Source organism: Streptomyces sp. NPDC059373 (assembly GCF_042751495.1).
In the GTDB taxonomy this organism is placed as follows: domain Bacteria; phylum Actinomycetota; class Actinomycetes; order Streptomycetales; family Streptomycetaceae; genus Actinacidiphila.
Window position 1 is genome coordinate 49956 of sequence record NZ_JBHYXC010000038.1, and the last position, 20040, is coordinate 69995.

The 20040-nt window shown below is 68.4% G+C and carries 23 protein-coding genes and 1 pseudogene; 16 read left to right on the forward strand and 8 right to left on the reverse strand.

What is annotated here, in order from left to right; all coding sequences use genetic code 11:
* Positions 1 to 29 precede the first annotated feature (29 nt).
* Positions 30 to 614 carry a helix-turn-helix domain-containing protein gene (locus ACFXJ5_RS33355; RefSeq protein WP_384639561.1) on the forward strand — a complete coding sequence of 195 codons (585 nt, stop codon included), beginning with the start codon at positions 30 to 32 and terminating at the stop codon, positions 612 to 614.
* A gap of 269 nt (positions 615 to 883) precedes the next feature.
* Here the strand turns inward: ACFXJ5_RS33355 and ACFXJ5_RS33360 are convergent, their stop codons facing one another.
* A complete protein-coding gene (locus ACFXJ5_RS33360; protein ID WP_384639564.1) occupies positions 884 to 1213 on the reverse strand; it encodes a hypothetical protein in 330 nt (109 codons plus the stop codon).
* A 116-nt stretch (positions 1214 to 1329) separates the two neighbouring features.
* The gene (locus tag ACFXJ5_RS33365) at positions 1330 to 1638 is read right to left on the reverse strand and encodes a hypothetical protein (protein WP_384639567.1); all 309 of its coding nucleotides are present in this window, start codon (positions 1636 to 1638) and stop codon (positions 1330 to 1332) included.
* Positions 1639 to 1937: 299 nt separating this feature from the next.
* On the opposite strand from ACFXJ5_RS33365, the gene ACFXJ5_RS33370 reads away from it, so the two are divergent.
* The 4 genes from ACFXJ5_RS33370 (at position 1938) to ACFXJ5_RS33385 (ending at position 4885) form a co-directional block, all read left to right on the forward strand.
* Positions 1938 to 2258, forward strand: a complete 321-nt coding sequence (locus tag ACFXJ5_RS33370) for a hypothetical protein (protein ID WP_384639570.1) — start codon at positions 1938 to 1940, stop codon at positions 2256 to 2258.
* Entirely contained in the window at positions 2258 to 3262 is a 1005-nt protein-coding gene (locus ACFXJ5_RS33375; RefSeq protein WP_384639573.1) for a WXG100 family type VII secretion target, read from the forward strand. Before ACFXJ5_RS33370 ends, ACFXJ5_RS33375 begins: the two co-directional genes overlap by 1 nt.
* Entirely contained in the window at positions 3259 to 3837 is a 579-nt protein-coding gene (locus ACFXJ5_RS33380; protein WP_384639576.1) for a hypothetical protein, read from the forward strand. Before ACFXJ5_RS33375 ends, ACFXJ5_RS33380 begins: the two co-directional genes overlap by 4 nt.
* A 643-nt stretch (positions 3838 to 4480) precedes the next feature.
* Entirely contained in the window at positions 4481 to 4885 is a 405-nt protein-coding gene (locus ACFXJ5_RS33385) for a transposase (RefSeq protein ID WP_384639578.1), read from the forward strand.
* A gap of 380 nt (positions 4886 to 5265) precedes the next feature.
* On the opposite strand, the gene ACFXJ5_RS33390 is transcribed toward ACFXJ5_RS33385, so the two are convergent.
* Together ACFXJ5_RS33390 and ACFXJ5_RS33395 are read right to left on the reverse strand one after the other, a co-directional pair.
* On the reverse strand, positions 5266 to 6225 hold the full coding sequence (locus ACFXJ5_RS33390) for a hypothetical protein (protein WP_384639580.1): 960 nt from the start codon (positions 6223 to 6225) through the stop codon (positions 5266 to 5268).
* A gap of 33 nt (positions 6226 to 6258) precedes the next feature.
* The gene (locus tag ACFXJ5_RS33395; protein ID WP_384639582.1) at positions 6259 to 6708 is read right to left on the reverse strand and encodes a MarR family winged helix-turn-helix transcriptional regulator; all 450 of its coding nucleotides are present in this window, start codon (positions 6706 to 6708) and stop codon (positions 6259 to 6261) included.
* Positions 6709 to 6806: 98 nt separating this feature from the next.
* Here ACFXJ5_RS33395 and ACFXJ5_RS33400 point away from each other — a divergent pair, with 98 nt between their 5' ends.
* The 3 genes from ACFXJ5_RS33400 (at position 6807) to ACFXJ5_RS33410 (ending at position 8955) form a co-directional block, all read left to right on the forward strand.
* On the forward strand, positions 6807 to 7250 hold the full coding sequence (locus tag ACFXJ5_RS33400; protein ID WP_384639585.1) for a MarR family winged helix-turn-helix transcriptional regulator: 444 nt from the start codon (positions 6807 to 6809) through the stop codon (positions 7248 to 7250).
* A gap of 434 nt (positions 7251 to 7684) precedes the next feature.
* Positions 7685 to 7891 carry a hypothetical protein gene (locus ACFXJ5_RS33405; RefSeq protein ID WP_384639588.1) on the forward strand — a complete coding sequence of 69 codons (207 nt, stop codon included), beginning with the start codon at positions 7685 to 7687 and terminating at the stop codon, positions 7889 to 7891.
* A gap of 407 nt (positions 7892 to 8298) precedes the next feature.
* The gene (locus tag ACFXJ5_RS33410) at positions 8299 to 8955 is read left to right on the forward strand and encodes a hypothetical protein (protein ID WP_384639591.1); all 657 of its coding nucleotides are present in this window, start codon (positions 8299 to 8301) and stop codon (positions 8953 to 8955) included.
* A gap of 226 nt (positions 8956 to 9181) precedes the next feature.
* Here the strand turns inward: ACFXJ5_RS33410 and ACFXJ5_RS33415 are convergent, their stop codons facing one another.
* The 3 genes from ACFXJ5_RS33415 to ACFXJ5_RS33425 are packed head-to-tail and all read right to left on the reverse strand — an operon-like array spanning position 9182 to position 12514.
* Positions 9182 to 10543, reverse strand: coding sequence for a threonine/serine exporter ThrE family protein (locus tag ACFXJ5_RS33415; protein WP_384639594.1), 1362 nt, complete (start codon positions 10541 to 10543; stop codon positions 9182 to 9184).
* A complete protein-coding gene (locus tag ACFXJ5_RS33420; RefSeq protein ID WP_384639597.1) occupies positions 10540 to 11241 on the reverse strand; it encodes a MarC family protein in 702 nt (233 codons plus the stop codon). The genes ACFXJ5_RS33415 and ACFXJ5_RS33420 overlap by 4 nt, the downstream gene beginning before the upstream one ends.
* 10 nt (positions 11242 to 11251) lie before the next feature.
* Positions 11252 to 12514, reverse strand: a complete 1263-nt coding sequence (locus ACFXJ5_RS33425; protein ID WP_384639600.1) for an arginine deiminase — start codon at positions 12512 to 12514, stop codon at positions 11252 to 11254.
* A 509-nt stretch (positions 12515 to 13023) separates the two neighbouring features.
* Here ACFXJ5_RS33425 and ACFXJ5_RS33430 point away from each other — a divergent pair.
* From ACFXJ5_RS33430 to ACFXJ5_RS33455, 6 genes and pseudogenes are all read left to right on the forward strand, one after another.
* The gene (locus ACFXJ5_RS33430; RefSeq protein WP_384639603.1) at positions 13024 to 13299 is read left to right on the forward strand and encodes a hypothetical protein; all 276 of its coding nucleotides are present in this window, start codon (positions 13024 to 13026) and stop codon (positions 13297 to 13299) included.
* A gap of 267 nt (positions 13300 to 13566) precedes the next feature.
* Positions 13567 to 13758, forward strand: a pseudogene (locus ACFXJ5_RS33435) (PhnA domain-containing protein); the annotation flags it as partial.
* 94 nt (positions 13759 to 13852) lie between these two features.
* Complete coding sequence (locus ACFXJ5_RS33440) at positions 13853 to 14200, forward strand: ArsR/SmtB family transcription factor (RefSeq protein ID WP_384639606.1); 348 nt, start codon at positions 13853 to 13855, stop codon at positions 14198 to 14200.
* The gene (locus tag ACFXJ5_RS33445; RefSeq protein WP_384639608.1) at positions 14197 to 14382 is read left to right on the forward strand and encodes a DUF6126 family protein; all 186 of its coding nucleotides are present in this window, start codon (positions 14197 to 14199) and stop codon (positions 14380 to 14382) included. The genes ACFXJ5_RS33440 and ACFXJ5_RS33445 overlap by 4 nt, the downstream gene beginning before the upstream one ends.
* Positions 14383 to 14865: 483 nt before the next feature.
* Positions 14866 to 15528 (forward strand): class I SAM-dependent methyltransferase, encoded by a 663-nt coding sequence (locus tag ACFXJ5_RS33450; RefSeq protein ID WP_384639611.1) that lies wholly within the window; start codon positions 14866 to 14868, stop codon positions 15526 to 15528.
* Between the two features lie 695 nt (positions 15529 to 16223).
* A complete protein-coding gene (locus tag ACFXJ5_RS33455) occupies positions 16224 to 16442 on the forward strand; it encodes a DUF5133 domain-containing protein (RefSeq protein ID WP_384639614.1) in 219 nt (72 codons plus the stop codon).
* Between the two features lie 289 nt (positions 16443 to 16731).
* On the opposite strand, the gene ACFXJ5_RS33460 is transcribed toward ACFXJ5_RS33455, so the two are convergent.
* A complete protein-coding gene (locus ACFXJ5_RS33460; RefSeq protein ID WP_384639616.1) occupies positions 16732 to 17082 on the reverse strand; it encodes an ArsR/SmtB family transcription factor in 351 nt (116 codons plus the stop codon).
* Between the two features lie 1520 nt (positions 17083 to 18602).
* Here ACFXJ5_RS33460 and ACFXJ5_RS33465 point away from each other — a divergent pair.
* Together ACFXJ5_RS33465 and ACFXJ5_RS33470 are read left to right on the forward strand one after the other, a co-directional pair.
* The gene (locus ACFXJ5_RS33465) at positions 18603 to 18884 is read left to right on the forward strand and encodes a hypothetical protein (protein ID WP_384639619.1); all 282 of its coding nucleotides are present in this window, start codon (positions 18603 to 18605) and stop codon (positions 18882 to 18884) included.
* A 264-nt stretch (positions 18885 to 19148) separates the two neighbouring features.
* Positions 19149 to 19415, forward strand: coding sequence for a hypothetical protein (locus ACFXJ5_RS33470; protein ID WP_384639622.1), 267 nt, complete (start codon positions 19149 to 19151; stop codon positions 19413 to 19415).
* Positions 19416 to 20040 lie beyond the last annotated feature (625 nt).

The window sequence follows — 20040 nt, forward strand, 5'->3', positions numbered from 1 at the left end:
AGTGGTCCACTCGCGAGGATGGTGATCGGATGGCCGAGACGGCCACAGCCCTGCGGACGCTCGCGCACAACGTCAGGACGGCTCGCAACCGCGCGGGCCTGTCCCTCGATGAACTCAGTCGGCGCGCTCAGGTCAGCAAGGGAGCTCTGGTAGGTCTGGAGAAAGCCCAGGGCAACCCCAACTTCGCCACCCTGGTCCGGCTGGCCGACACCCTCGGCGTCTCGGTGTCCGCCCTGATGGAGGGATCGCCCGAAGGCCGCGTCCGCGTCGTGACCGCCGACGCCGTTGCGCCGCTGTGGGCCGGAGCGCAGGGCAGCGAGGCCCGGCTCATGCTGACGACCTCAGGGCCGGCCCCGGTCGAGGTGTGGCGCTGGAAACTGGAACCGGGCGAGGAATACCCCAGCCACCCCCACCAGGCCGGAGTCGTGGAAACCGTCAGCGTCACCTCCGGTCGTATGACCCTGGTCGTCGACGGCACCGAACACACCCTCGAAGCGGGACAGACCGCCACGTTCGACGGCGACGCCCCCCACACCTACCGCGGCGCCGGCAACGAAACCTGCCACCTGATCATGACCGTCCACCTGCCACCAGGTCCCGCTTCCACAAGCTGACCCGCGCCGCGCACGCGAAGGCTGCAGGGCAACGTCTCAAGGGGCAAGCACCGCAGGGCCATTGGCAGCAGAACTGCTTGTCCTGCGAGAGGCCGCCGACAACGGCTGGGAGCAGAGGATGTACGCGCAGCAGCGCACCCGCCCGGCCATGCCTCCGCCGTACGCCCGCCCGGTCACGCGGAGGCCGGGACCATTTCTCCCTCGAAAGTGCGCGGGCCGGGTATGCGGCTGCCTGGGTTGAGGTTCCCCCGGTGTGCGGTAGGTGCTGATCAGCTGGTCAGGGCGGGGTGACGGGGGTTCAGGTGTAGTGCTTCTCCTCGAACTCGATGGGACTGAGGTAGCCGAGCCGAGCAGGTCGCCCAGGCCCGGAGTTGGGCAGCAGTCTCCTGGACGCCTGCGTTCTTGTGCTTCGTCCGCAGCACCAGGGCGAGGGCGTCCTCGGGCTCGTACTGCATGTAGATGCCGTTGGAGTTGAGGAACACCTCGGCCACCAGCCAGGCGAAGAACAGGTTCTTGTCCTCGAGCGGCTCGTGCAGCGCGGTCGATTCCAGCATGGCTGCGGCCTTGAGCCAGTCGGAGCCGTAGACGTCACGCCCCATGTACCGGGCCTGGGCCCGAGCACAGATACCGTCCAGGACACCGAGATCGTGGCATGCCGGGTCGCCGGGGAGAGTCTGGGCGACCTGCAGAAGCTACTGCGGGGTGAGGAACCGCGTCACGCGGCGTGGCCGTGCTGCGCCGCCTGCAGGTCGTGGCTGCTGATCGGTGCCGGGTCCGGCCACGGAGCATCGGAGGCCACAGGCCCTGCAGTCCCGGCTTCCTCGGCCGCGAAGACCGGGGCGAGACGCGTGACGGCTTCGCCAGTGTGCTGGAGCGCCTTGAGAGACGGGTCCTCGGTTGCTGCGAGAGCAGCGTCCCGCACAAACGCCTGTGGGTCCTTGCCGATCAGACGCGCAGCCCGCGTGACCCGCTCGTACTCCTCCGGGGCAAACCCCGCAGGCACCTCAGCACCGTTCTGCTCCATATAAGGGACGGTACCAGCGCGCAACCGGTCAGGCCCAGAACCCAGCCCTCACAGCAGGCGGCGGCGGTTCCACGCCGGCCGACATCCCCCTCGATACCCCCTCACCTGCCCGGTGGCTCGACGGACAAGAACCCACCCAAAGAGACGTACTTGAGACGATATTGGGCCGTACTGACACTCCGGGCCACGTCGCCCCGCGACCTTGACTTGGTCATGGCATGGCAAACAAACTCTCAAGCCTTCCCAGGGTGCCGCCCGAGGGGCGGGCGGGCCCCCGGGCCGCTGACACAGTGGGGCTCATGGGTGGTAGCGACAGCGGATTCCGTATGCACCCGGAGGCCCTTGAGGCGTACCGGAGAGTCATCAGCGACCAGCGAGCCGAGATCGCCAAGATCCAGTCGGCGCTCGCCTCGGTCCAGCTGACCTCCGACGCCTTCGGGCACCTGCCGGACGCGCAGAACCTCTACGCGGCCTACCAGGAGCACGCCGACGCCGAGAAGGAGAACCTCGCCGACCTGCGCGAGGTCCTGGCCCACGCGGCGCACGGCCTGGACGTCACCGCGCAGAACTACCAGGACCAGGACGACGAGATAGCCACCGGCTTCGGGGGCGGTCGGTAGTGGGACAGGCGCAGCAGCTCACCGACGCCTATCTGTGGGCACGCGACATCATCGACCAGCCGCTGATCCCCCTGCCCTCGATCAGCAACCCGGTCTCGGACGGACTCGACTCCGGCCTGGACAGCGTCATCAAAGACGTCCTGGACTCCACCGGCCTGATGGGCGAGCTGGAGAAGGTCACCGGGCGGCTCGACCAGCTCAGTGCGGCAGCCCAGGAGTGGCAGGCCCAGGCGAAGGCCATGCGGAACGTGGCGAGCGAACTGCGCAGGGGCGCGAGCGGCCTCTCGGACGAGTGGCAGGGCGAGGCCTCCGACTCCTTCGGCACCCACATGGGCAAGGTCGTGGCGGCGATCGACAGCACCGCCGCCGACATGGAGCAGACGGCGCAGATCATCAGCCAGGCCGCGGCCGAGTGCGGTCTCGCGGAGCAGATGATCATCGAGATCATCCGCGAGGCGATCGAGGCGCTCATCATCTCGCTCGCCGCGATGGTGGCGATCGACATCATCACGCTGGGCCTCGCGACCGTCGCCGACGCACTCGTGGCGGACGCCGAGATCGAGGTCTTCATCGCGCGGGTGGCACGGGTGTCGGAGCAACTGGCAGCCAACCTCGAAAAGCTGATGGAGGCCGTCAAGGAGATGCGTACGGCCGGCAAGTCCTTCAAGACCATCAAGGACGGTCTCAAGGCCGCCAACAACCTGCGCAAGCTCGGCGGCATGATGGGCCGGGGCAAGGCCCTGAGCGAGCTGATCACGTCGCCTTCCATGGAACGTCTGGGAGACTTCGCGGCCACCCAGGCCGTCAAACACTACGACGAGATCTTCAAGGGCGGCGTTGCCGTCGTCACCGGCGACGGCGATCCCGTCGGCGCCGTCACGGACGGCCTGGGCGACGGTACGAACCTCAAGGCCGTCGCCGGGCAGATCGACGGCGCCACGGCCGACTCGGCCGAAGAGCCGTACCACGTTCCGAAGTCGAGCGTTGAGGAGGCTTTCGGATGACGGGCGTGTACGCGTCGCAGCGCTACGGAGGCGGGTCGTACGCGACGGCTGTCGCTCCCTGGCTCGGCCAGGGCGAGCAGCTGCTCGCGGTGACCGAGGTCAGCCTGTGCGGGCTCATCCGGGACACGGTGCCGCGTCGGCACCGGCCGCAGTCCGGCGGTGGGTTGGACGTCCTGCTGCTTCCGTTCGAGCTGGTGAGCGCCGCCTGGACGGCGCTGCGGCGCGGCCTTGTCGCGCCGCTGCGCGGGCGGCCCCTCCGGGGCGCCTGGGGCAGTCAGGCGGGCCGGTTCGTCATCGCCGTACGGACCCTGCCGTCGCGTGACGGCCGCACCTTCTCGTACGACAACGACCACGCGCTGCTCGCGTTCACGACCCACCGGGTGCTCATCGCCCATCCCGGCGTGAGCGAGACGCGGTACCTCGGCGAGTTCCCGCGCGGCGAGCTGCGCGGGGCGCGCAACCGGCACTGGACGTTCTCCGACCGCGTGGACCTGACCTTCGCCGACGGTTCGCTGGTCGCGGTTGAGGCCAAGCGGCCGGAGGCGGAGGCGCTGGCCCGGGTGGTCAGCCCTTAGGACTCCTAACAAAAGTGGTGGACTTGACCTGGTCAGCGATCCAGCGCACCTTCGGTGCGCGCCGGGGGGCGTGGTAAATCCCGTGGTGCGCGCCGGAGGTGCTTCTGTCTGCCCTGACGTGGGCTGATTCGGGTCCGGGATTGGGGTGGGGTGCGTCCCGGCCGAAACCGATGCCTCTGTGATGCCGGTGAGCTCGCAGGTCAGCGTGGTGCCGAGGGCCGTCCACGGGAACCGTGGAGTGTTGCTGCGAAGCACGTGCGTCAGAATTCCTGATTCACCCTGGCCCTCCCGGAACGGCGTGACCGGCCGTCCGGCGAGGGAGGGAGCAAGGCCATGGACGTGCTGCACGAACGCTGCGCCGGTTTGGACATCAGAAGCCGTTGTCGTACCGATCACGAGGCATGTCGATCGAACGGAAGTCCTGATCGGGTGATCGCGAGGCGGTCGAGGCATAGAGGCAGGGCCTCTTGGTAGCTCGGTGGGTGTTGAAGCCAGATCGAGAAACCAGGAGGCCCTGGTGTTGCAGTCTTGCGTGCGCGAGCCCATTGAGTCCAACTCGACTGCCCGATCGTGTGATTGCCTCGTCCACGTGTACCGGAACGCGGCTGACCGTCCGGACCGTGAGCGCCGGTACCCCTCGGAGATGACGGACGCGGAGTGGGCCGTGGTCCGGGACTTGCTGCCGGCGCCTTCCTGGATGGAGGGGCGGGGCGGACAGCCTGAGGGCTACTGCCATCGGCAGATGGTGGACGCGGTGCGCTATCTGGTCGACAACGGGATCAAGTGGCGGGCGATGCCCGCCGACTTTCCCGTCTGGGACCGCGTGTATGCCTTCTACCGGCGCTGGCGCGACCGGGGCCTGGTCAAAGAGCTGCACGACCCAACGTCGTCCTCGTCAGCGCCACGGGCACGGCCTTCGCTGCGCTCGGCGGCTGCGCGGGAAAGTGCGCGAGGCGGCCGGCCGGGATCCGGAGCCGACCGCCGGGATCATCGACGCGCAGTCGGTGCGGGCCGCGGCGAGCGTCCCCAGGTCGACGTCGGGTTATGACGGCGGGAAGAAGGTGTCGGGGCGCACCAGAGCACCGACATACGCCAACTACGGCCGGGGGGGCTCCTGCGTGTGCCTATGACCCGACTCTCGTGCTCCCTGCGGATCGGTGGCTGCCCAACTGGTGACCGTCCGCCGCCGGGCTCGGGGCTCCGGGCGACGGACGGGGTTCACGGGGCCGGTGCCGGTGTAGGCCGGTCCTCGGCCCTTCAGGGAGTCCCACACGAGACTGGTCAGGACTCGCACGCACGGCCCGCAGCCATAGGCCGGGGCGGTGGCGCCCGTGACCTGGACGGGTCCGATCCAGGCGTGGTCGGTGAGGGCGGGGCATGGGGTGGTTCACCGCCGTGTCGCACGGTGAACCACCCTACGTCGATGGGTCAGGTTGCGGACCGGGTCAGGGCGCCGATGAACAGGTAGGTGTTCGTAGGTGTTTGACCATGGGTGGTCGTGGAACCGGCCAGGAACCCGTTCAGATGCTTGCCGTCGTCGGTGACCAATGCCCAGTAGCGCAGGGAACTGTCACCGCTCGGGGTATGGCAAGTCTGTGTTGCTGGATCGAGTTCGGCTGTGTCGCCGTGCACTGCGAGTGTCCAGTCGCAGCCGTTGGGGGTGTGGGCGTTGATTATTCCCTTGCCCTTGCTGGTGAATTGGACGGTGCCCTGCTCGGGGTAGAGGGTGCCTTTGTCGGTGGACACGACGTTGGTCAGCGTGGAGTAGTCGGCCGGGTCGTAGCTGTAGCTACCGAGGAATCGGTGGATGTGCCGGGTTCCGCCTTCGCCGTCGACCCTGGTGCGGGAGCCGGAGTTCATGGTCGCCGTGAGGTCCGTCCCGTTTGGCTGGTGACTGATGGCGACGATCTGTTCCTGCTCCCTGTTACCGTCCACCTGGACCGACCACTTGGTGATGTTGCCCGCGGAGCCGATGTTGTGGTTGAAGCACTGCTGTGTGGTTGAGGACAGTTCCAGTCCGGTGGGGGTGACCGTGAAGTTCCAGGTGCAGCCCTGGTCGGTGTGTCCGTTGACGGTGCCGTTCGGGCCTGCGGAGAACAGCACCCAGCCGACCTGAGGAATGCGCAGCGGCAGCGGCAGCGGGGAGTCGCACTGGCTGGTGCCGTCCGGGCAGGCCAGGACGGCGACGTTGTTCAGCGTTGTGACGTTGGGTTGGTCGTAATTCCAATAGCCGTAGTACTTGTGTGCGTTCGAGGCGGGTTCGGCAGTGGCGGTGGCCGAGCCGAACGATGACGTGGTGGCGAGAGCGAACAGGGCGACGAAGCCGGACAGCAGCGCCGTGCGAAGTCCGTTTCTCTTGCGGGCACGCGTCATTCGTGATGAGAGCATGAGGTGCTTCCTCGTTTTGGTGGTGTGCCTCGGTCAGCCGAGTTGCGCGGTGGCTCGTTCGTCCACGGCGAGCAGGACGGTGAGCGCTGTCTCGAGCATGGCGGGATCGATACCCTCGACCGCGCGATCGGTGGTTTCGCGCGCGTGGGCGTACAGGCTCGCGAAGTGCGCCGCTCCGGCCTGGGTCAGTGTGATTGCGGCGGCCGGCTCGTCGGGCTGGAAGGTGATGTGACCGGCGGCGGCCGCGCGGTCGAGCACCTGGAAAGCGCCCGGCTCCGCCAGGTCCATGCGCAGTTCCAGTTCCGCCGCGATCTCCTCGGCCCGCAGCGGAACGCCCTTTTCCTTCAGCAGCGTGTACAGCATCCAGCTCGGGAAGTCGGAGTCGAAGTCGGTGAGCGCGCGGCGATGCAGCTTGGTCATCTGGCGTGCTGCCTCGCCGAGTGCGCGGCCGAAGCTGGGCCGCGGGGCAGGGTTGTCGGGCATAGGAGCCTCCTCGGATCCCCCGTTGGCGAGACCAACGTTGGTGAGACCAACACTACTGCAGATTGATGGCCGCGCCAACAATCCTGTAATCTGGGGCGATGGACAACGTGCAGAACCCGACGCCTGCCCGGCTGCGCACGCTGCCGAGTTGGTCGATCAACCAGGTGGCCATAGCGGCCAACCGCCTGACCGACCGTGCCCTGGCGGAGACCGGCTCACGCCGCCACCACTTCGCGATGCTCGCGGCGCTGGAGGAGTTCGGGCCGTCCAGTCAGGCCGACCTAGGCAGATGCACCGGGATCGATCGCAGCGACGTCGTCGCCGCGATCAACGCGATGGCGGAGCGGGGGTTTGTCGAGCGAAACCCCGATCCCTCCAACGGCCGCCGCAATATCGTGACGATCACGGCCGCCGGAAAAGATCACCTGGAGAACCTCAGCGCCCTGCTCTGCGACGCCCAGGCCCAACTGCTGCGCACCCTGTCCGCCACAGAGTCGAAGACTCTGACCGAACTCCTGTCGCGCATTCTCGACAGCCGCTGATCTTGTTCTTTAAGCGCAATGCCATGACTCTGTTGGCGATCTTGTGAGGGGTGCTGACACGTCGTCTGTCTGGCGGTTCGCTGGAGTTGGGCGGGGTGGTTCCGGGGAGAGGGCCTGAGATGTCCTTGCGTGCCAGGAGTTACCAGCGGATCCCGTCGCGAACGGTGTTGACGGCGTGGGCGGCGTGCTCGAAGGGCACGCCGGCGATGCTGATGCGGGACTCCCCGACATCCAACCCGGCGTACATTTCCAGGGCGATGACCTGGGGAGGTGGCTGGAGCGGATGGCTCGTGACTGGACGCAGCTGGCGACTGATCAGCAGGAGCGACTGGCCCGGCTGGACATCAAGCCCGCTGAACGGCCCTCTCCCGCCACGGCCCTCACGAGCGCGGCTTGGCAGTCCGGGCAAGCTGTCGGAGGGGTTCCAGCGGGGCGTGGCGGCCCTGGCGCAATACATCGCCCGGGAAGGCGCGGACGTGCCGGTGCCGCGCGGGCACACCGAAGAGATCGTGGTCGATAGCGAGGCCGAACCTGTGTCCGTTCGGCTCGGGGTAACTGTGAGTAACACCAAATCGAGGCGGGACAGGCTCACCGAGCCGCAGCGAACCGCCCTCACCGAACTCGGCGTGGAATGGGCGTGACAGGTGCCGGAGCAGTCTTCCGGGCGAGCCACGCCGTAGCCGTGCTCGGGGGCATCCCTGCGAGTACGGGGGGGCAGTTGCGGGCGGCGGTGATGGCCCAGTCGGCAGAGGGACCATCCCGCGGGTGAGGGGAGCAGTAACGAGACACTGAGGCCAAGGGTGTTCACTGGGGACCACCCCCGCGGGTGCCGGGATGGTCCCGGCGGCACAGAAGTAAATCTCCTGTAGGCCTTCGGCGCCTCGCGCACGGATGTCAGGGTCTGTTCCGCAGGTTGACGTTCCATCCGCTGGAAGGACCCGTTAGCGAACAGCCACCATCAGCTTCCCAGTCGACCCCGGCGGCGTGGCCGGACCTTGCCTCAGGCAGCATGTTCCCGCCCCCGTGACACTCCCCGTATGGAGACTTGATGCGAACCGCGCTGCGCTATACCCCCATCATCGTGTTGTCGGCGGTGCTGCTGACCGGCTGCAACATTCCCGTCAGCGGCAGCGATGCGAAACCGTCCGGCACGGCGGCACCCGCACCCAGCGGGTCAGCGCGCGCCCTCCCCGTCGGCGTCGGCCCGCAGACTCACTACACCGTCCAGGCCCAGCCCGCAGCCGGGTCGTGCCACTACCGGTACGACCACAAGGAACCGCTACCCGACCCGGCGTGCACGCCGGGCGCCGTCTCACCGGCGGTCACCCAAGCGAACTTGGCGTCGACGATATGCAGGAAGGGCGGGTACACCTCCGGGATCCGGCCGTCCGCGTACATCACCGGCAAGGAGAAGGCAGCCAACGCCAAGTCATACGACTACACCGGCTCATTCCGGGACGCCGAATACGATCATCTTTTGAGTCTTCAGCTCGGCGGCGACCCCAACGACGACCGCAACCTGTGGATCGAAGCGCCCGACCCGGGCCACCGCACCGGCGCCGGCCCGAACAACAACAAGGACAAGGTCGAAACCCGGCTCCACACCGCAGTCTGCAACCACCAGGTCACCCTCACCGCCGCACAGCAGGCCATCGCCACCGACTGGACCACCGCCGAGACCGTCCTGGGCATCAGCACCCAGTAGCTTCATTCCGACTACGAGGCGTTCTGGAGTGGGATGGACCACGCGAGGTCCGGTCGGCCCCCGACGTACCAGGTCTCGCCCTCGCGAGGCGCTGGTCCGCGCAACGCGCGGTACCGGGTCCCGGTCAATGGGCTGTATGAGGTCAAAAGCATGGCGCCGACGGGTTCTCCCGTGCCATCGGCCCCGGCGGCTGGGCCGCACCGGGAGGGCGAGACGGACCAGTTCCTCACTGAGGCATGGACGACGTCGAGCCCTTCGGTGGCGTAGGTTGCTCGGGTGGTGGATTGCGCTGACTGCGCGGCAGCCGGGCGGCCTGTGCGGCCAGGCTGACGCCGATGGCCAGGGCCAGCGCGGTCGCTGTGGCGCGACTGAGGTCGGCGACTCCGATGGCGGCGTGGCCTTTGCCCAACGCGAGGACGCCGGTGTATAGCAGCTGTCCGGGCAGCAGTGGCCCCAAAGCACCGGTGGTGTAGGCCAGGGCCGGTCGGTGCTGGCGGCGGGAGAATACCTGGGCGAGGAGCGCGGCAGCTGCGGCGCCGAGCCCGGTGGCGGTGATCGGGTTGAGGTCCAGAACGCGGCTGCAGATGTCAAAGACGCTCCAGGCGGTGGCGCCCCCGAGCGCAGTTGGGAGCAGGATGGCGGGGGTTGTGCGCACCATGATCGCGAGGCAGGCGGCCAGGACGGCGGCGGAGGGGACGGTCAGCAGGGAATCGAGGTGGCGCTCCAGGCCCCCTTCGGGCGCGAAGGTGGCGCCGAGCCGTACGCCGGCGGGCAGAATCGCCAGGACGCCGAGGATGATCCCGGTGACGAGGTAGAGGACTTCGAGCAGGCGTGCTCCCGCGGTGACGGTGAACCCGGCCAGTCCGTCCTCGACGGCTCCGACCAAGGCCCGGCCAGGAAAGAGCGCGAACAGGGCTCCGGTGACCACGGCCGAGCCGCCGAGTCCCGCTCCGGACAGTGCCATGCCCACCCCGGCGGCTGCTGCGGGCATGGCTGAGGCCGCGATGAGGTACATGGCGGGCAGTTTGAGGCCGGCCAGTGCGGCGGCTAGGCGGTTACCGGCGACGGCGGCCAGGAACGCCACGCTGAAGGTGATCCATGCGCGGCCGTCGGAGCGCCCGGTCACCAGGAGGCAGGCACTGGCGGCCAGGACGCCGGGGGCGAGCACAGTGAGCCAGGCCGGGTAGGGGGCGGCGAGCTCGGTCAGGGCCTGTACCCGTTCGCGGGCCAGCTCAAAGGGCAGCCGAGCAGCGGCGATCTCCGTGATCAGGCAGTCGGCCTCGATCAGGCGCCGATAGTCGGGTCGGCGCTCGCGCACGGTGCGGATGACGGTGGTCGCCCTGGTCTGCGGCGCCGCGGGAAGGCTGAGGGCGATCATCGTGAAGGTGATCTGCACCTCGCAGTCGGGCAGGCCGTAGGCGCGCAGGACGGCGAGCATCGCCTCTTCTGCGTCCGCTGCGCCCTGGCCGGCTGCCAGCAGCACGTCGCCGAGCCGCAGCGCCAGGTCCAGGAAGGTATCCGCAGAAGCGGCGGGTGTCTCGGCCTGCGCCCTCGCGCCGTCGCCGGACGGTCCCGGCGCCCGGCTCACAGGGAGTGCAGGACGTCGACCACCATACGGGTGCCGCCGCTGGCCAGCAGGATCACCGCGATGGCGGTCAGCAGGATCCCGGCGACCTTCTCCAGGACGGCGCCGGTGTTCGGTGAGATCCTGCGGCCCAGATGGCCGGCGGCGTAGAGCGTGAGGCCGGTGACGGCGGCGTAGGCCAGCGCGGCCACCGACAAGCCGATGGCACCGGTCCAGCTGTTGGACTCCGCCCGGTAGGCCACGAAGAACCCGAACGTCGTCCCGCCGAAGGTGAGCGGGAAGGTCAGCGGGGTGAACACGATGGAGCGCCACGGAGGACGCTCCTGCGAAGCCGTCGGCTCAGAGGGCTCCCCTGTAGAGGGCTCCGTCGCGGAGACCTCCGGCGTGGGTACCCCCGGTGCCTTTGTCGCACCCATCATCATCGGCACGGCGGCGAGCAGGAGTGCGACGCCTCCGGTCGCCGACAGGGCCGCGGTGCTGATGCCCAGCAGTTCCAGCAGCGGCTCGCCGACCCACAGGGCCGTCATCGACATGAGCAGGACGTTGAGGAACAGGCCGATGGCGAGCCTGCGCTGCTCGGCGTTGCTGTAGCCCTCGACGTAGGGGATGTAGGACGAGAGCGCAGCGACCGGGCTGTACAGCGCGAACAGGGCGAGGAACAGCAGCCACGCGTTGGCGAACTCCAAGTGGTCGGTGATCATGGCGGCGGCCTCAGAACTCAACCGCGTCGCGGATGATCGGGCACGTCATGCAGTGCCCGCCGCCGCGTCCGCGTCCCAGTTCGGCCCCGACGATGGTGATCACCTCGACGCCGGCCTTGCGCAGCAGCGTGTTCGTGGTGGTGTTGCGGTCGTAGGTGAACACCACCCCGGGCTCCAGGGCCACGGCATTGTTGCCGCTGTCCCACTGCTGCCGCTCAGAGGCGTACACGTCGCCGCCCGTCTCCAGCACGCGCAGCGAGGGCAGGCCCAGCGCCTTGGCGACGACGGTCGTGAACCGCGTGGAACCCTCGTCGACCACCTCGACGCCCGGTTCGGCATCGGTGGGGTACAGCGAGAAGGTGTGCACCGCGTCCATGATCGTCGGATAAAGGGTGACGATGTCGCGGTCGGCGAAGGTGAAGACCGTGTCCAGGTGCATGGCGGCGCGCAGCTTCGGCATACCGGCCACCACGACCCGCTCGGCCGCGCCGTTGCGGAACAGGGCCTGGGAGACCTGGGTGATCGCCTGGCGGGAGGTCCGTTCGCTCATCCCCATCAGCACCACGCCGCCTCCGACCGGCATGATGTCCCCCCCTTCGAAGGTGGCCTGTCCCCAGTCCTGCTCCGGGTCGCCCCACCACACGGTCGAGCCCACGAAGTCGGGGTGGAAGGTGTAGATCGCCTTCATCAACAGCGTCTCGTCGTGGCGGGCCGGCCAGTAGAGCGGATTGAGGGTGAGCCCGCCGTACAGCCAGCAGGTGGTGTCGCGGGTGTAGAGGGTGTTGGGCAGCGGCGGCATCAGGTACTCGCGCACGCCCGACGCCCCGCGGGCCAGGGCGACATAGCCGGAGCGGAAATCCTCGGGCAGGTCCTCGGTCGCCATGCCGCCGATCAGCAGTTCGGCGAGCTGCCGCGGGGAAAGCGTCTCCAAGTACGCGCGGGTGCCCTCGATCAGACCCAGACCCACCTGGTTCGCTGTGATCTTGCGGTCCAGCAGCCAGTCGCGTGCCTGCGGGATCGCCACCGTCTGTGCGAGCAGGTCGTGCAGCTCGACCACCTCCACACCCCGGCCTGTGAGCTTGTTGACGAAATCGGCGTGGTCACGCTGCGCGTTCTCCACCCACAGCACGTCGTCGAACAGCAGGTCATCCGCGTTGGTCGGCGTCAGGCGCTGGTGTGCCCGCCCCGGCGCGCACACCAGCACCTTGCGCAGCCGACCCACCTCGGAATGCACGCCGTACGCGGACGAGGGCCGGGACTGGTCGCTACTCATCAATCCTCCGGGAGATGAAACCGACGGCCGCTGCTCGCACACACCCTGCGGGCGAAGGAGTGCACACACCCGACCGCACTACCGGCGCCGCTCGACCGCTGTTCCGCGCCCGCAGAGGGCGACACCTGCGTACATCCGACCACCGGAACCTGATCCCCGCATCCGCTGGGCCACGCAGGAGACGCCTGGGCACGGCCTCGGAACAGCGGAACAGCGGAACAGCGGAACAGCCATACCTAGCCGATCAGATCAAAGCCCGCCGGGGACGGGCTGCTGACGGTCCTGGAAGTGGCGGCGGAGTACGGCGGCTCACTCGCCGCTGATCCCGCGCCTCATGGTGCGGGCAAGACCATGCGCGTCCGGCTCGCGCTTCCGACTGTTCGCTGATCCGCACGAAGGAGTGGTCCGGTGATCGCAGTTGTGGGGCACCCGGATCTCACGGCGGCGACGTTGGAGCTGCTGGAGCCGGAGTTGCATCACGAGCTTGTGGGCTTCGGAATTCTGGGTGCATGGGGTTGGCCCGGGCCGGGGCCGGCCTGCCGGTCGTGTTCACTCGGGCGGTAGGCGCGGCGGGGCTCAACACGGTGGTGGTACTGCCCTCGCAGAATGCGGGGCCTGCTCCCCTGCCGGACCAGGACGCGATCGCGGCGGGGGCCATGCTGATGCTGGCCCAGCATGTACGCCTGTTGGATTTCGACCCTCGGGACCACGGTTCGTGCGTAACGGCGGACGAGAGCCTCATCGAAAGCTGCCGTTTGATCCTGGCGGTGTGGGACGGCTCGTGATCCACCTCCGTGGACGCGACCGCACACCTGGTGGCCTACGCACGCAGCCGCACGGTGCCGGTGGAGGCGCTGTGGCCCGCGGGTGCGGCCCGGATCGGTGCGCTGCCGCGGCCGGCTGCGGACGCCGCGTTGGGGCAGAAGCCCAGCACATGACTGGAGAGTGGGTGCAATAGGTTGCGCAGATGCCAAATAGCCTTTCTCATCGAGAGGGAATCCGCGATGCACATTGCATAAGGGAGAAAAACGACTGGCGCAAAGGATAGCAATGGAACCGTTCCGTCGGACGGCGATTCCGTGACGCCGATCAGGGATCTGAAGGTAAAGGGGACCTCCGAAAAACTGAAGCGCGGAACGCTGGTGAAGAATATCCACCTCACCGGCCGGGCTGACGAGATCGGATGCAACACGAAAAAGGTCAAGGGCCTTGTCCTCAGGACCGCCTTCCCGAAGAAGGCCTGAGCCCCGCCCCGTCGGTGCGGGTGGGCGTTGCCGCATCCCGTAGGATTGAAGAATTCTTCAATTCGCCAGCTGTTGGGCAGGGAGCGTGATCAGGGTGCAGGTTCCGCTGTACCAGGCCAAGGCGGAGTTCTTCCGTATGCTGGGGCATCCGGTGCGCATCCGGGTCCTTGAGCTGCTGCAGGGCGGTCCCATGCCGGTACGGGAGCTGCTGGCCGCGATCGAGATCGAGCCGTCGAACCTCTCACAGCAGCTGGCGGTGCTGCGCCGCTCCGGCATCGTCACCGCCACCCGCAGCGGCTCGACGGTGGTGTACGAGCTGGCGGGCGGCGATGTCGCCGAACTGCTGCGGGCCGCACGGCGGATCCTGACCGAGCTACTGGCCGGTCAGGAGGATCTGCTGGCTGAGCTGCGACAGAGCGAGATGACGGGGGACGTAGCATGAGCGACGACGCCGAAACCGCCGCCCAGCGCACCGCCGAGGCGCCCGCGAGCAACGGGGCGGGCACCGAAAGGTACAAGCAGAGAGCAGTGCTGCTGCGGGTCATGATCTACGTTTTCGCCACTCACCTGTTTGCGGGCTTCGTGATCCTGCTCTTCTATTTGGGCCAGCACGCCCATAAATAGCTTTCGGCAAACCTTGCAGGTTATTTCCCGCATAGGAGAGATTGAAGCTCTTACTCGCCGATAGGAGGTCCGGAACAATTGTGCCGGCGAGTGCGACGGGCAGCGTGGGCCAATTGAACAAGGACGGATGGACGGACTTGACCCGGGCGTGAACGCCCGGGCTTGCGCTCAAGAATTCCGGTCAATGGACCGGCCCCAGCATACGAGGGCTCGACACGGAACCCGGCGATCCGGGCCTCGTCGCGCTCGGGGGCCTGCTGGGCCGGGTCAAGCCGGCAGCGTGAGCCGCCCTGCTCTTTCGAGGCCAGGCCTGCCTGCCGCCCGCGGCCAACGCCCGCCCCCAGCGTCCGCTGACATCCTCGTCACCCGGAAATGACGGGCAACCTTGACCATGGGCATCGCGAGGTCGGCCGGGGTGCTACCCGCCGTCTGCGCCGGGCGGGCGGGTCGCCCCGCGGTGCCCGTACGGCTACGGTCGGCGCTATGCGCGACGATGACGACGCCCTGCTGAGGGAGCAGGTCGTTTACTACCGGGCCGGCGCGGGCGAGTACGACCGGGTCTATGCGGAGCGTGAGGACATACGGGGGCTGCTGGCGCTGTTCGATGACCTCCCGGTCGTCGGGGATGTGCTGGAGCTGGCCTGCGGCACCGGTCAGTGGACACGCTTGCTCGCTACGCGGGCGCGCTCGGTGACCGCGATCGACGCGGCGCCCGAGGTGCTGGCCATCGCGCGTGAGCGCACCGCGTCCCGGAGCGTCGGGTTCATCCAGGCCGACGTGTTCGCCTGGCACCCGGCGCGCCGCTACGACACCGTCTTCTTCGCCTTCTGGCTCTCTCACGTGCCGCCGTCCCGGCTGCCTGCCTTCTGGAATACCGTCGCTTCCGCGCTCGCCCCTCACGGCAGGGCGATCTTCATTGACACCGGTCCCGGCGAGGCCGCGGGCGAGGAAGTCCTCGCCGGGCAGGCCGTGCCTGCCGTGCGGCGACGACTCGACGACGGCAGCGAACACCGCATCGTCAAGGTCTTCCACGATCCCGACCAGCTCACCGGCGACCTCGCCGCGCTGGGATGGGTGGCCCGCATCCGGCCGGCGGGCGGGAACTTCATCGTCGGGATCGCCCACCCGCTGACCGACGCTGATTGACCCACCGCCCGAACGCGAGCCGGCCCGGTTCAGCGGTCCGCCCCGGAACGCTCGTAGCCTCGGGAGTACGGATCTTCGGCGTGATCCATCCGAGAGTTACCCGAAGTCCAGCCCGATGCGTGATCCAACTGCTCGATGCCCCCCGTCAACGTCTCCACGGGCCCTCGGTCGGCCGTCGGCCCGGCCGAGCCCAGCAAGGCGCATGCGACACCGGACGTGGCTGACGTACGGAGGTGTCAGCGATGGGCGGAGCCGGGCTCTCGGATCGCTATCAGGGGATCCTCTCGGAGATCGAAGCCGCGCTGAGGCAGGACGGGCAAGTGGACCGCAGCCTGCGCACCCTGCGCCTGAGCACCCGCCGCCTCCGGGATGAATACGCAGGCCACACGGTGTGCTCGTGGCGGCTTTTGTCGGGCCCTCGCTGTACGTGGTCGTCGCCGGGTCGCCGGGGCGCTGACTTCGGTGGCTGCGGTCTTCTGGGTCTCCGCCGGCGTGTGGCCGGCGACAGTCCTGACTCGGCCTCCTGCGCAAGTGGACGGGCCGCCCACGCGGGTGAGACTCGGCGCGCACTGTGTGAAGCGGCGCGGCTCAGGGCACCCCGTACAACCCCCAACCGGGCTGGCGCGACACCGCGAGGGACGGGACCATTGTGGAAGCGGTGCTTACGCACCGACGCTGCAAGGAGGGAGCGGAGCATGCCGCTCATCGACTTCCACGCATTGCGCAATCTCGTTACCGAATACGACCGTCTCCTCACCGCAGTAACGCCCCAGACCCTCGGCGCACCTGCCAGGCGCCGGCTGGAGGATGTGCAGTACACCGTCTGCGTCTACACCGGCATCCGCGAACCGCGTGAGGCCATGTCCCGCGCTCGCCGTCTTCTGCTCGACCGCGCACGCAGCGCCCAGGCCTAGGCCGAGGGCGATTAGCCTGCGGCGTTTCCCCCGCAGTACCGAACGCACTGGTACGGAGCCCGTCACGGCTCGCGGCCCCCTCGGGCGGGGCTGCTGCTGTCCGCCGTCTTCGCGCCGCTGTTCCTGGCGGATGCCGTCGCGATGCTCGCGGTGAGGGGATCTGCTCGTCGTCCTGCGTCGGGCCGGACGTGAACGCGGCAGCGACCGCTGAGAAGGCCTCCAGATACTCACGGCCCCCGACAGGTGCTACTGGTCGACAGAGGCAGTGCCTCGCGGCGGCCGGGCCCAGCTACGGATGCCCTTCGCGGTCTTGGGACGCGGCGCGCAGGTCTGCCAGCAGTTCGGCCTGGCCCGCCAGCACCCCGGACAGAATCGCCCGGGCGACCCGTAGCAGCTCGGCCACCTCAGGACTGGCCAACGAGTAGTAGACAGTCGAACCCTCCTTGCGGGTTACGACCAGATTCGCCCGGCGCAGCACAGCGAGCTGCTGGGACAGATGGGCGGCCTCTATTCCGACGTGCGGGATCATCTCCGAGACGGCGTGCTCGCGCTCACTGAGCAGCTCCAGCACCCGGATGCGGGCCGGATGTCCGAGCGTCTTGAAGAACTCCGCCTTGAGCTGATAGAGCGGCGTACTCAAGGTCGCTCCTCCGTACCTGTAGTACGCGCCACGCATGGAACCCATCCGTACGTCGTTGCCATGCGGCCTATCCTGCCGCGCCACGCCAAAGGTGATGGCCTAGCTAATTGCTAAGATTAGCAATTAGCTAGGTGAAGTGAAGAGGGAGGCACGATGAGAATCACCCCGCTGCGCGGCGCCGGCGCGGCCCTGTTGAAGTGCCCGGCCTGCCGCCTGAAGTGCCGCCCGACCGCCACCGGCCGAGCGGAGCGAGATGGGGGTACCCTCAGGCGTAGCTCTGGGGGAGGATGCTGCCCGAACTGCGGGCACGCGCGCCTGCTGCGGGTGGACGTCCTGCGCGGCCGCATCAGCCCGGCACGGATGGCCACGGCCCCCGCGGACCAGCCCGCTGACGCAGAGCAGACCCCCTGAACTGGAACCACGAGCACCGCGACGGCATCGACGTCCTGAGCCTGAACGGCTAACTGCCCCCTTGATGGGGCAACCGAAGACTCCGGCGCAGTGGCCTCCAGGGCTTCAGGCGCACGGCTATCGACAGCGACGGCCGTCCGGAAGCGAACGGGAAAGTGGAGGCGGGCAGGTAGATTCGTAAGGCGTCGCCGATGACGCGCGACCGCCTTTCAGCGCCCTGCCGTCTGCCCAGTGCGTGCCGGTGCGTGCGTTCCGGTCGTCAGCCGTGTCTGACCTCGATGTGCTGGGGATGCGTCCCCCCTCGCCGAGTCCCTCCCCGGTTCCAGACCGAAAACCTGCGGACGGTGTCAGCGGACACGCCACAACCCCCCGGGCCACCCGATTGTCCGCCACCCTTCGGGCCGGGTCGAGCCGTCCACGGTGGGCTACGCCCATCGCGTGGCAACGCCGCACGCGCCCCTGACGGGGTGGCTCTGCCGACACACTCAACAGCTGTCCGTGCCTCTGTTCGCGTCAGGTCATCGCCGTTCTGACCTGCGGCGGAGCAATTATTTCGAGGCATCTCGGGGTCAAGATGGACCTGCTGAACGAGACCGAGACCAGCACCGGAATCAGGTCCAGCCCCGGCTGCTGTGGCTCACCCGCCGCGGATGCGGGCCACCGCTGTTACGCCGGTTACGACTGCGGATCTGGCCACCGCGTGGCAGGCAACGATTGCTCTGTTGTGAGGTAACGCGCCGTTCGGGTGCTGTGTCGGGCGGCGCGTGGCCGTCACCTTGGTCGCGCGCCGGAACGAGTACGCCTACGTGAGATCGACGGCGGTGAAGGGCAGCGGCTGCTGCGGTCACCCACAAAGGCGCCAGTCCCGGCGGGTAGTCATCGACGCGGCCGAGAGTGGCGTGCGCCAGGCCGCGGTCCGCGGCCTGGAAGGAGCGCGCAGCCAGGCGTGGCCGAAGGGGCGGGAGGCATCCCGCCACGGCCCTGACCAGCACCGGTGACACCAACAGGCCGCCAGACGGCGCAAAAACGTTCGCCACCACTCGCTCCCACCCGCACACGGACCTAGCGTCGTACGCAAGCCGTCTTCGAACGTGAATCGAGGGACTGAGATGGCAATTCTGGTACACAACCAGAGCGCGGACTGGACCCAGGAGCTCTACCAGACGGTCTTCGACCGGACGCTCCCGGACCCGACGAAACCGCCTACCGGGCTCATCGCTCACTTCGCGGCGCCCGGCGAGGGGGGCGGCTGGCAGGTCATCGACGTATGGGAGTCGGAAGACGCGCTCCGGCGCTTCATGGAAGAGACGGTCTACCCTGCCGCACAGGAGCTCGAAGCGCCGCCGTTCGACTCGAAGGTGGTCGAGGTCTACAACTCTCTGATCCCTTGAAGCTCTCTCCCGGATCAATGCGGGAGAGAACCTGACTACCTTGCCGTGTCGGGCTTGACGCGTTTCCGTGCCTGCCGACTGCACCCTCCGGCAGCCGGGATCGCTGACGTCCTGCACCGACTGCGGTCGCGCGACCGCCCCCGCGGCTCAGGCCACAGCCGAGCTCGCGTCAACTTACTGCTCGCCGACGCGGCGGAGTACGCGCGGGCCGCGGAAGGCTCGGGGCCCGCCGGAACCACGGAAGCCGCGGGAGGCGCTGGGGCTGTGCAGACCGCGGGTGACGCCGGGGACGCCGGGGACGGCCAGGCTGCGGACACTCCCCCGGACGCGGTCGCCGCAGGAGCTGAACCCCCCGCCTGGGTAAGCCAGTTGCTCGCCCGCGCGCTCTGCGGCATCGGCCGCCACTGGGACTTCGTCCTCCCAAGCCTTGCCGCCCTCGACCGGACGGTCCCCCTCGCGGTCGCCGGGGCGCTGGGGTTTGACCGCCCCGGGGAACCGGGCGCGGCCGCGGGGGCGTCCCGGGATCCGTAACCTTCGGGCCGGAGTTGGCGCGGGGCTGCCATGACCCGCACGTCACGCAGAACAAGGCTGAGCCTGCGGCTCGTACACCTCGTCCCGGAGGCGATACAGCGCGTCCTGGAGGCGCTTGAGCGCCACCCACACGAACGGCTGGCCCTCGTGCTCGTGCACGACGTGCCAGTGCGGGGTTGTGGCGGGCGCTGTGGCAGCGCTTCTGATCGACGACGTAGATCCAAGGGCCTGCCCTGCACCGCACAGTCGCCGCACCGTACCCACGGGCAAGCGCCCAACAGCGGCGGCGATCTCAGGGAAGTCGCCGGCCAGGTCTCGACCAGATTCTATTCCGCCAGTTCAGTGCAACCGTCTCGTCGCCTTGCCGTTCGCAAAGCCCCAGGTCGTAGGTGGGAGCGCCTTGGTTTTGAAGCAACAGTCCTGTCGTGGGAAGGACGACATCCGCGAGGCCCTCAGGCCCTGTCCGGGCGATCACGAGCGGACCGAAATGATGGTCGTGGACTGTCCGAACCCCCCGAAGGGCGACCACCGGTCGGATGAACGACAAGCTCACAGCAGTCCGTGGTCGCGGCACCATTGCTCGATGTCATGGCCCCCCGCTTCGAGGGTCTGCCGCCAGTGAGGG

Coding starts and splice junctions, on each gene's coding strand:
- ACFXJ5_RS33355 (WP_384639561.1), top strand. CDS start 30: ATGGCCGAGACGGCCACAGCCCTGCGGACGCTCGCGCACAACGTCAGG.
- ACFXJ5_RS33360 (WP_384639564.1), bottom strand. CDS start 1,213: ATGGGGCGTGACGTCTACGGCTCCGACTGGCTCAAGGCCGCAGCCATG.
- ACFXJ5_RS33365 (WP_384639567.1), bottom strand. CDS start 1,638: ATGGAGCAGAACGGTGCTGAGGTGCCTGCGGGGTTTGCCCCGGAGGAG.
- ACFXJ5_RS33370 (WP_384639570.1), top strand. CDS start 1,938: ATGGGTGGTAGCGACAGCGGATTCCGTATGCACCCGGAGGCCCTTGAG.
- ACFXJ5_RS33380 (WP_384639576.1), top strand. CDS start 3,259: ATGACGGGCGTGTACGCGTCGCAGCGCTACGGAGGCGGGTCGTACGCG.
- ACFXJ5_RS33385 (WP_384639578.1), top strand. CDS start 4,481: ATGACGGACGCGGAGTGGGCCGTGGTCCGGGACTTGCTGCCGGCGCCT.
- ACFXJ5_RS33390 (WP_384639580.1), bottom strand. CDS start 6,225: ATGCTCTCATCACGAATGACGCGTGCCCGCAAGAGAAACGGACTTCGC.
- ACFXJ5_RS33395 (WP_384639582.1), bottom strand. CDS start 6,708: ATGCCCGACAACCCTGCCCCGCGGCCCAGCTTCGGCCGCGCACTCGGC.
- ACFXJ5_RS33400 (WP_384639585.1), top strand. CDS start 6,807: ATGGACAACGTGCAGAACCCGACGCCTGCCCGGCTGCGCACGCTGCCG.
- ACFXJ5_RS33410 (WP_384639591.1), top strand. CDS start 8,299: ATGCGAACCGCGCTGCGCTATACCCCCATCATCGTGTTGTCGGCGGTG.
- ACFXJ5_RS33420 (WP_384639597.1), bottom strand. CDS start 11,241: ATGATCACCGACCACTTGGAGTTCGCCAACGCGTGGCTGCTGTTCCTC.
- ACFXJ5_RS33425 (WP_384639600.1), bottom strand. CDS start 12,514: ATGAGTAGCGACCAGTCCCGGCCCTCGTCCGCGTACGGCGTGCATTCC.
- ACFXJ5_RS33430 (WP_384639603.1), top strand. CDS start 13,024: ATGGGGTTGGCCCGGGCCGGGGCCGGCCTGCCGGTCGTGTTCACTCGG.
- ACFXJ5_RS33445 (WP_384639608.1), top strand. CDS start 14,197: ATGAGCGACGACGCCGAAACCGCCGCCCAGCGCACCGCCGAGGCGCCC.
- ACFXJ5_RS33450 (WP_384639611.1), top strand. CDS start 14,866: ATGCGCGACGATGACGACGCCCTGCTGAGGGAGCAGGTCGTTTACTAC.
- ACFXJ5_RS33455 (WP_384639614.1), top strand. CDS start 16,224: ATGCCGCTCATCGACTTCCACGCATTGCGCAATCTCGTTACCGAATAC.
- ACFXJ5_RS33465 (WP_384639619.1), top strand. CDS start 18,603: ATGGCAATTCTGGTACACAACCAGAGCGCGGACTGGACCCAGGAGCTC.